The organism is Streptomyces sp. NPDC048415, from assembly GCF_040651675.1.
Classification (GTDB): domain Bacteria; phylum Actinomycetota; class Actinomycetes; order Streptomycetales; family Streptomycetaceae; genus Streptomyces.
Genome location: NZ_JBEZKJ010000191.1, coordinates 1 through 5592 on the forward strand (window position 1 = coordinate 1; position 5592 = coordinate 5592).

2 protein-coding genes and 2 pseudogenes are annotated in these 5592 nt (G+C 70.3%); all 4 read left to right on the forward strand.

The window, feature by feature from the left end:
- Positions 1-148 (forward strand): annotated as a pseudogene (locus AB0D27_RS44965) (transposase); the annotation flags it as partial.
- Positions 108-1928, forward strand: coding sequence for an SMI1/KNR4 family protein (locus AB0D27_RS44970; protein WP_362521347.1), 1821 nt, complete (start codon positions 108-110; stop codon positions 1926-1928). The pseudogene AB0D27_RS44965 and the gene AB0D27_RS44970, both read left to right, overlap by 41 nt.
- 444 nt (positions 1929-2372) lie before the next feature.
- Positions 2373-2616: pseudogene (locus AB0D27_RS44975) on the forward strand (transposase family protein); the annotation flags it as partial.
- Between the two features lie 296 nt (positions 2617-2912).
- Positions 2913-4334, forward strand: a complete 1422-nt coding sequence (locus AB0D27_RS44980) for a N,N-dimethylformamidase beta subunit family domain-containing protein (protein WP_362521349.1) — start codon at positions 2913-2915, stop codon at positions 4332-4334.
- The last annotated feature ends 1258 nt before the right edge of the window (positions 4335-5592 follow it).

A 5592-nucleotide genomic window follows, 5' to 3' on the forward strand; every position in this document is an offset into this window, starting at 1 on the left:
ACCCCGCCCCCACGTTCCCGGACCACGGACACGATCCGTTGATGCCGGACGCGGAGCGAACGCGGGGAACCAGAACGCCCAAAACCGCTCGGGGCGTTCGGCTGAGCATGGGTTCTGGCAACAGGACTCACTCCCGCTCAGTCTCTAGGAACGGTTCCCGCCCGCGTCCGAGGATCCTCGCCCTGGAGGAGCGGCTCGGGCACCGGCTGCCGCCCTCCTACCGGACGTTCCTGACGGTGAGCGACGGCTGGCGGCACGCGGGCGGCTTCGTCTGGCTGCTCGCCGGTATCGACGGGGTCCGGTGGCACGAGGACGCGGCGGGCCTGGCCGAGTACTACCGCGAGGATCTGGGCGACGACGCCACGTTCGAGGAGGCGCTGGTCGCCGGGATGTGGGAGCGGGCGCTGCAACTGGACGTGGAGTCGGATGCCGCCTACGTCCTGCTGGACCCGGGGGACGTGGACGGCGACGGTGAATGGGCCGTGTACTGCTACGCGTCGTGGCGCGCGAGTCCTCCTGAACGGTATGCGTCGTTCCGTGCGTTCATGGAGGCGATGTACCGGGAGTTCCACATGCTGCAGGTAAGCCGCTCCGAACGCGGGGCGGTGGAGTTCGTCAACGCGACGACGCGGGCACTGGACGCGTCCGTCGAGGCCGCCCAGCTGGACGCGCTGCGCGGGCGGTACGAACGGGCCTCGGCGTCCCTGGCGGAGGCGATCGCGTACGGCAGGCCCCGGGCCACGGGGCTGCGCGACCAGATCCGCCTGCTGCTCGGGGAGACCTACATGGTGTCCTTCGACGGGCTCACGGCCGACCTGCTGTACGCGCCGGAGATCCTGCCCGTGCTGGCGGAGGAGCACGTGCGCAGCCGACGGAACGACACGTCGTGGCCCCTCGAATTGCGGGGCGCCCCGGACTCGGTGCGGGGGGCGGCGGACGAGGTTCTGCGGCAGGTCCGGGACGGCACCTTCCGCTACACCGCCGACGGCCCCTTCGGCCGTGCCGTGGAAGAGGCTCGGGAGCAGGCACGCTGGGGCGACACGGACGCGGCCTGGCACCTCCTGCGCGCCGCGCTGCCCGAGTGGCGGCCGCTGGGCCCCGACCACATTGCTCCGGTCGGCCTGTGCGCCGATCCGTTCCTCGGCCCGCTGTGCATTCCGGAGCGGGGCCGGGAACTGCTGGCCACGCCCCGAGGCGGAGAGCAGGGCGAGACTCCGGCTCCCGCGGCCGACCTGGATCCGCCGGGCCTGGCGTGGCTGGTGGAGGAGGATCCCGGCAACTTCCTGGTGTCGTACCGCTTCCTCCTCGTGGAGGGGGTGGAGCCGGCTGAGCTGCCCGGCCGTGTCGGCGCCGACGACACCGCCGTCCTGCAGGAACCGATGACCCTGTGGGAGTCGCGCAGGCGTTCCCACGCCATCCGGAATGACTCGACGTGGGAGGACGAGGCGCTGACCGCCGTCGGCCGGGCGGGCCCCGGCTGGAGCTTCGCCTTCGAGCCGCGGCCGGGCGGGAGCTTCGACGAGCAGCGGTTCGTCTCCCCGGGCATCGCCGCTTCCCGGGGCACCCGCGCGGTGACGGTGTGGAGCGAGCCGGGCGACGCACACCGCCCCGGTGTCTTCCATCTGTCCGTCGCGGAGAACGGCGAGGAGCGGTACGCGTTCACGGTCCGGGGGACCGCGGTCAGCAGACGGGGGCGCGTGCCGGGCGTGTTGGACCCGGACCGTCTCTTCCCGCCGGACGAACCGCACGACGAGCGGCAGGGCGAGCGCCGTGCCCTGGAGGCTCTCGCGGCCGAGTTCGGCGTCCGGCTGCCACAGTTCGCCCTCACCCGCGGACGTCTGCACTGCTTCCGCACCCGGTCCTGGAGCCGGCCCCCGGCCCCGGGCGAGGTCTACATGACCCTCCGCGTGTCGCTGCAGCGGCCATAGCGGCTAGGGGAGAAGACGCGCCGCGGGGCGATAGGGCTCGGCATCGTGCTTTCCGACCTGCACGGGTTCGTCCGGCTCGATCGGGCACTTGCCCCATACGACCAGCGGGTGGACGCCGAAGGCCACGTCGGCACCGAGCAGTTGCGCGCGCAGGCCGGGTTCTTGGGGGCTGCTCGGCCGCCGCGCCTTCGTCGCGCTGGGCGGCCGCGCCTACGTGGACGCCGTCACCGCTGTGCGGCCGGGCACCCTGCACCCCCTGGACGGATGCCGCGGAATCGGCGAGCGGGCTCCCGTCTCGCCCGCCTGCCTGCGGCCGACAACCCGCTCCGCCTCGCCCGAGACGCGGCGACCTTCCCAGCGCCGGCATCGCCCGGCTAAAGCGTGGTGCAGAAGGCCGTGAGCAGGGCATCTCCCTTGTACGGCTGGGATGGTGAGGCTGAACGGATGTGGGTGGAGACGTTCACCGGACTGGGGATCGAGCAGTTCGGCCGTCTGCGGAAGGCGCTGCGGGAACGCGGCGGCGAAGGCTGTGCGTGGCGGTTTCCGCTGGCCGAACGGGTGCTGCTGGTGGCCGTCTGCTACCGCACCGACCCTCACCGTGCGGCAGCTCGCGCCGCCGTTCGGCATATCGTCGGCCACCGGGTGCCGGGTGATCCAGCGCATCGGCCCGCTGCTCGCGCTCGAGCCTGTCGGGCCCCGCAGGACTCGATCCACATCTCGATCCACATCGGATCAGATGCTGGGATGATCCCTTTCTCCCGTTTTCCCTCTCGCCCGTCGCGGATGCCCGAGCTACCCCCAGCCAGCCCGTTCGGCCTAGGGCGGCAGGTGACGGAGGTTCAGCTTTCCTAGCCTGATGATGTGACCAGTCAGTGGGGCAGGAGACGTTTCCTCGGTACGGCGGCGGGTGCGGGAGCGAGTGTGGTGAGTGCCGGGTGCTCGACGGCAGGATGGGGCGGTGCCTCGCCCTCCGGGCATCCGTCCGTGGCCGAGAACCACCGCCCCGGATATGCCGACTGGGCCGTAGGCAACCGGGGTGGGGATCGGGCCGTGGAAGGGTATGCCGACCGGGTGAGTGTGGCTCCGGGCGAATCGTTCGTCCTGTTTGTGTCGGCCCCTACCGGATGGTTCCGAGCGGAGGCATTCCGTATGGGCTGGTACGGCGGCGCGCTGGCGCGCCGAGTCTGGAGCTCCGGGCGGTTGCCGGTCCGTGAGCAGCCGATGCCGGGCGCGCGGGGCACGACGCGCACGGTGGCCGCGGCCTGGGGCCCGAGCACGCGCGTTTCCACTCGGGGGTGGCCGGAGGGGGCGTACCTGATCAGGCTCACCGCCGCCTCCGGCGAACAGCGTCACGTGCCGGTCACCGTTCGGTCCCGTACCACGGCGGGCCGGGTGGTGTTGGTGAACGCGGTCGCGACGTGGCAGGCGTACAACACGTGGGGTGGGCACAGCCTGTACCACGGGCCCGGCGGTAAGGGCGATGACGCGGGCCGGTCGCTGGCCGTCAGCTGCGACCGTCCCTACGACCGCGACGGGGCACCGCTGTTCCTGACCTACGAGCAGCCCGTCATCGCCCTGGCGGAACGGATCGGCCTGCCGCTGGCGTACGTGACGAGCATGGATCTCGACCGCGAATTCGGGCTGCTGGACGGTGCCCGCGCGGTGATCTCACTGGGCCACGACGAGTACTGGACTCCGGCGATGCGCGAGAGGATCACGGCGGCCCGGGACGCGGGCACCAACATCGCGTTTCTCGGCGCGAATGCCTGCTTCCGACGTATCCGCCTGGAGTCCACCGCGCGCGGTGACCGGCGCCTGGTGGTCTGCTACAAGTCCGACTGGACCCACGACCCGGCATACGGCAAGGACGACGCCGCCGTCACCACCGACTGGCGCGAACCCCCGCACGCCCGTCCGGAGAACTCCCTGACCGGCACCCTCTACGAGTCGAACCCGACGAGCGCCGACTACACCGTCACCGAGCCCGGCCACTGGCTGTTCAGCGGCACCGGTGTCACCCGCGGCAGCCGTTTCCCCCACCTGGTCGGCACCGAGTACGACCGGGTGACCGGCGATCCGTCCACCCCCCGCCCGATCGAGGTCATCGCCCACTCTCCCCTGGTCTGCCGCGGCGTGCGCAGCTTCTCGGACTCCGCCTATTACACCGCTCCCGGTGGCGCCGGAGTGTTCGCGACCGGCACCATGCGCTGGGTGGAGTCGCTCAACGGCGACGGCGCCCATGGCATCGCGCCGGCTACCGCCGGTTTCACCCGCCGGGTCACCGAGAACCTGCTGCGCGTTTTCGCCGCCGGGCCTGCCGGGCGACGTCACCCTGCCCGGGACAATCTTGCGGAACACCACCCCTATGCGGGCGATCCGGTGTGGACCCATCAGCAGCTGTGGTGAACCACTGGGGGCCACCACGGTGTCCGTGGTGGTCTGGTGGTGGGGGTTCGGTTCGGTGTGTGGGGCGGTATCCGGGAGGGTTCCGGGTGGGTTGCGGTGTGGTGGGGGCGCTTGTCATGTCGGGGTGGTTTGGGGTTGCTGTGGGTTTCGGGGTGGCTTATAGCGTGTGTGTCGGTGTGGGTCAAGTCACGACTTGTAGTCGCGTGACGGGGTGGGGTGGGGCGGGCCTAATGGAGGTATCGGTTCATCCGCCGCAGTGATTCGGTTCGCTCGGTGGGCGGGGTTTCCGGTCTTCGGGCTGGTGGACCGTCCGGGAGAGGCTTTTCCGGATCCTGGTATCCCGTTCCCTTCCCTTCCTTTTCTTCTTTTCGGAGGATTCTCATGGCTCGCTCTTCCCGTACGCGTCGTCTGGTGATGTTCGGTGCTTCGTCCGCGCTGGCGGCTGGGGGCGCGTTGATTCCCACGGGTGCGTTCGCGGCGCCGCAGCATGCCGGCTCGGTGGTGTCGATGGCGCCGGAGCAGGGTTCGCACCATGGGGACTGGAAGCACAAGGGTGGCGGGCGTGGTGGTTCCGGTCATGGTTCGGGTCATGGTTCGGGGCGTGGCGGCGGGGTCGTTGTGGTCATCAACAACACGAACACGAATACCAATACGAATACGAGCGGCAACAACAGTGGTAATGGGAGCGGGAACGGTAATGGCAGCGGTGCCGGCAGCGGGAACGGTAACGGCAGTGGTGGTGGCAGTGGGACCGGCAACGGGAACACTGGTGTCGCGGGTCCGGGTGCGGGGGGCTGAACCGGACCCCTGTGAGGGGTGAGCGGTAAGGCAGCAAAGTAGTTCTCATCTGGCTGGATGGCGTGGTCCACAGGACCTGGCTGTCCGGCCAGATGTGCGTGTGCCCGCGGAGAGGTTAATAGGGGCGGGGTGCGCGTGCGTGTCCGGCGCCTGTCCGTGCCGGTCTGCCGTCCTTTGGTGAGGACGGTCTTCTTTTTTGGCCGCTGTCGGCCGGGGCGGGAGAACTCTCCCTCGTGTCCGGGGGGTGGGGGAGGGGCCGGGGGGCCGGGACTGTCTTCTTTGGGGGAGTGAGTGAAGGATCCGGTGGCGGTCGTGGGTGCGCGGGGATCGGGATGGTTGGCGGCACGCGCTGCGGACCCGGCATGTTTTTTGCTGCGCATGCCGGCTGGTTTTATGCCGCGAAAATGCCGGTGGCGGGGTGTGGCGAGTCGTGGTCATGAGCGTTCACCGTCCCTCTTCG